This window comes from Ehrlichia minasensis (genome assembly GCF_004181775.1).
GTDB lineage: Bacteria > Pseudomonadota > Alphaproteobacteria > Rickettsiales > Anaplasmataceae > Ehrlichia > Ehrlichia minasensis.
Genome location: NZ_QOHL01000044.1, coordinates 1 through 3,096, shown reverse-complemented (window position 1 = coordinate 3,096; position 3,096 = coordinate 1). Strand labels below are relative to the sequence as shown.

At 29.2% G+C, this 3,096-nt stretch carries 2 protein-coding genes; one reads left to right on the top strand and one right to left on the bottom strand.

All coding sequences use genetic code 11. From position 1 onward, the window contains the following. Positions 1 to 522: 522 nt before the first annotated feature. Positions 523 to 1,455: a tyrosine recombinase XerC gene (locus tag DRF75_RS04930; RefSeq protein ID WP_045171178.1), complete on the bottom strand. Its 933-nt coding sequence runs from the start codon at positions 1,453 to 1,455 to the stop codon at positions 523 to 525. A gap of 219 nt (positions 1,456 to 1,674) precedes the next feature. Here DRF75_RS04930 and DRF75_RS04925 point away from each other — a divergent pair, with 219 nt between their 5' ends. After that, positions 1,675 to 2,655 (top strand): NAD(P)H-dependent glycerol-3-phosphate dehydrogenase, encoded by a 981-nt coding sequence (locus DRF75_RS04925; RefSeq protein WP_045171179.1) that lies wholly within the window; start codon positions 1,675 to 1,677, stop codon positions 2,653 to 2,655. Positions 2,656 to 3,096 lie beyond the last annotated feature (441 nt).

Sequence of the window (3,096 nt, the reverse complement as noted above, 5' to 3'; positions counted from 1 at the left end):
ACAAACCATATTTGTTATAATTTAAGTATAAAAACTTAAACAACAAAACTTTCATTATCAATTAATTAAAATGATAGAAGCTTTTAACCGATACTACCCTTTACACACCCATCTTTTTATTACTAATTTTCACATTTGCTATAAAATACATAATAAAAATATACACTAGCATGATACGCTCTGTAATATTTTTAAACAAAAACAAACTATATATTTTTCATTGCAATATATTGTAATAGAGTACAAATAATCTTCTTATATGTAAAACATTTTGAAATTTACATAACAACATACTTAATGCAGTGTTAACGTCTAAAGTGAAAGTGATGTGGATCAATTTGTGGTTGCAAGAAGTGCTGATGACACTCTATAATTTTTCATTATTACTATCACTAACAATACTTTCTACAACTATTTTCTCGTGCTATTTTTTACATTTTATAAATTGTTAATCTACTACATATCAACCAGCAAATTTTCAGGTTGTTTATGTATCACCACCTTCTATAATTACTATTACAATTAGGAATTCTTTTTTATAACTTGAGGATGAAAATTTTTGTAATGGTCAATGACGCTTTTATGATCTAAATGAGTATAAATTTGTGTAGTTGATAAATTAGCATGACCTAATAATTCTTGTATGGATCTAATATCTGCACCACCTAACAACAAATGCGTAGCAAAACTATGACGAAATACATGTGGAGTAGTAGTATCAGGCAAGCCTATTTTCTTACAAATTCTCTTTATCCTATTTGCAAAATAAGTTCTTCCAAGTTTTTTACCATTAACACCTACAAAAATGTATCCATTATCAACTGAACTCAATCTTGTATGATATGGACAAGACTTTATATATTCATCTAAGCTGCTACGCACTACAGGTAAAATAGGCAATATCCTTTCTTTATTGCCCTTACCAGTAACTAAAACTTCCCCTCTTCCAATATCTTGAAATTTTAAGCCCACTGCTTCACTGATTCTTAAGCCACATCCATAAAGAAGCATAATTATTGCAAAATCACGTTTAAACACCCAATCACCGTGTAAACTATAATAATTCGCTATATTTTCAATATGAGACTGAACTAATGTTTTAGGCAAGGCACTTTTAAGTCTTGGTCTAGATAAACAAAATATTGATTGGTTACCTACATCATAAGTACGTGACAAATACCTAAAAAAGTTTTTCAATGCCGATAAAGATCTTGCATTTGTTACAGCCTCTACATTAGCCTGATATCTCAACGTAAACCACTTCCTTAAATCTGTAACTTTAACATTTACAACATCTTCTAGAGTAACAGGACGTAAAATACACACATATAAAAACTCAAGAAACTTATTAACATCTCTTACATAAGCATCAACTGTATTGATTGAATATCTTTTTTCTTTTTCTAGCCAAGACACCCATTTATTTATAATAATATAAAGCTTTTCATCTTTCATACGTCAACAATACAAAAATCTTAATGCATAGTATCATATAACCCATAAAAAAACATTCACGTGGACACCACTTTCATAAAAATTATCTCTACTAATACCTTTCTCTACTAATACTTTAAAGTCTATTACTAGTCCCACACCATATTAATTCAGTTCTTAACACTATATAATATATAATATATAATCTCATCCATCTAAGTTCTTTATAAGTAAACAAAAATGAAAATAACTATTTTAGGTGCAGGATCATTTGGAACAGCAATCGCAATTGCGTTATCTTCTAACAGCACTTCAATTAATCTATGGGTACGCGACCATACAGATATGCAATCTATAACAATTAATAGAAAAAATCTTAAATACTTACCAACATATGAATTACCAGACAATATTATTCCAAGCAGCAGTATACATGAAGTATTATCAGGTAACAACACTTGTATTATTCTTGCAGTCCCTACACAACAACTACGCGCATTATGTCTTCACATACAAGAAAAACAATATATTTTCGAACAAATACCTCTACTAATTTGTAGCAAGGGGATTGAAAACATATCACTCAAATTTCCAAGTGAAATAGTAAAAGAAATTCTACCAAACAACCCAATATATATACTGTCTGGCCCAAGCTTTGCAAAAGAAATTGCAGCAAATCTGCCATGCACTATAGTACTTGCAGGAGAAAATGAAGTTTTAGGGACATCACTAACTAATAAAATGAGCAATAAAACTTTCAAAATCATCTATAGCAAAGACATCTTAGGAGTACAGATTGGAGCTGCATTAAAGAATATAATTGCAATTGCTTGTGGAATAATAACAGGAAAAAATCTGGGAAACAATGCTGTAGCAAGTGTAATAACTAGAGGAATGGAAGAAATAAAAACCTTATACACCGCAAAAAATGAGATTATTAACCTTTCAACCTTAATTGGTCCATCATGTCTTGGAGATCTAATACTAACTTGCACTACTACACACTCACGTAACATGTCTTTTGGGGTAGCAATAGGTCAAGGAGCAGATATAAACAAAATATTGCACAAAAAATCAGAAATTATAGAAGGTGTTAGTACTGTAAAACCACTAATTTCCCTAGCAGAAGAGCTCAACATAGAATTACCAATTTGTACATCTATATATAACTTACTTTATAAAAACGCATCACTAGACAAAACAATATCAGAGATATTATAGAAATTGTCATAATTCAAAACTCATAAACTAGATTATAACAAAATTTACATATAAATAACCCAAACCAATGTACATTTAAAAATCATGATTAATCAGATATTACCTTTTATATTACAACAAATCCATTACAGATTTAGGATTTCATATTAGTCCACAAAAAAACGCACATTACAATAGAATTAGCAACACAAATTATTAAAAAATACAAAGCAAGAAATAAGACTTCATTAATTGAACACAAACTTTAGCACCTGTATGTTAAGTAGATAATATCAATACATAACTTCATTAAAAAACATGTTCCAAAAAATCATAGCTGCAAGTACTATAAAGTTATAACAAATCTTCCCAAATACTAGAACATAGATATAACCTCAAGCACAACTTATTTATAAATAGTGATTACAAACATTGTTTGCAATTTCCACAAACCTATTACAT

Coding starts and splice junctions, on each gene's coding strand:
- DRF75_RS04930 (WP_045171178.1), bottom strand. CDS start 1,455: ATGAAAGATGAAAAGCTTTATATTATTATAAATAAATGGGTGTCTTGG.
- DRF75_RS04925 (WP_045171179.1), top strand. CDS start 1,675: ATGAAAATAACTATTTTAGGTGCAGGATCATTTGGAACAGCAATCGCA.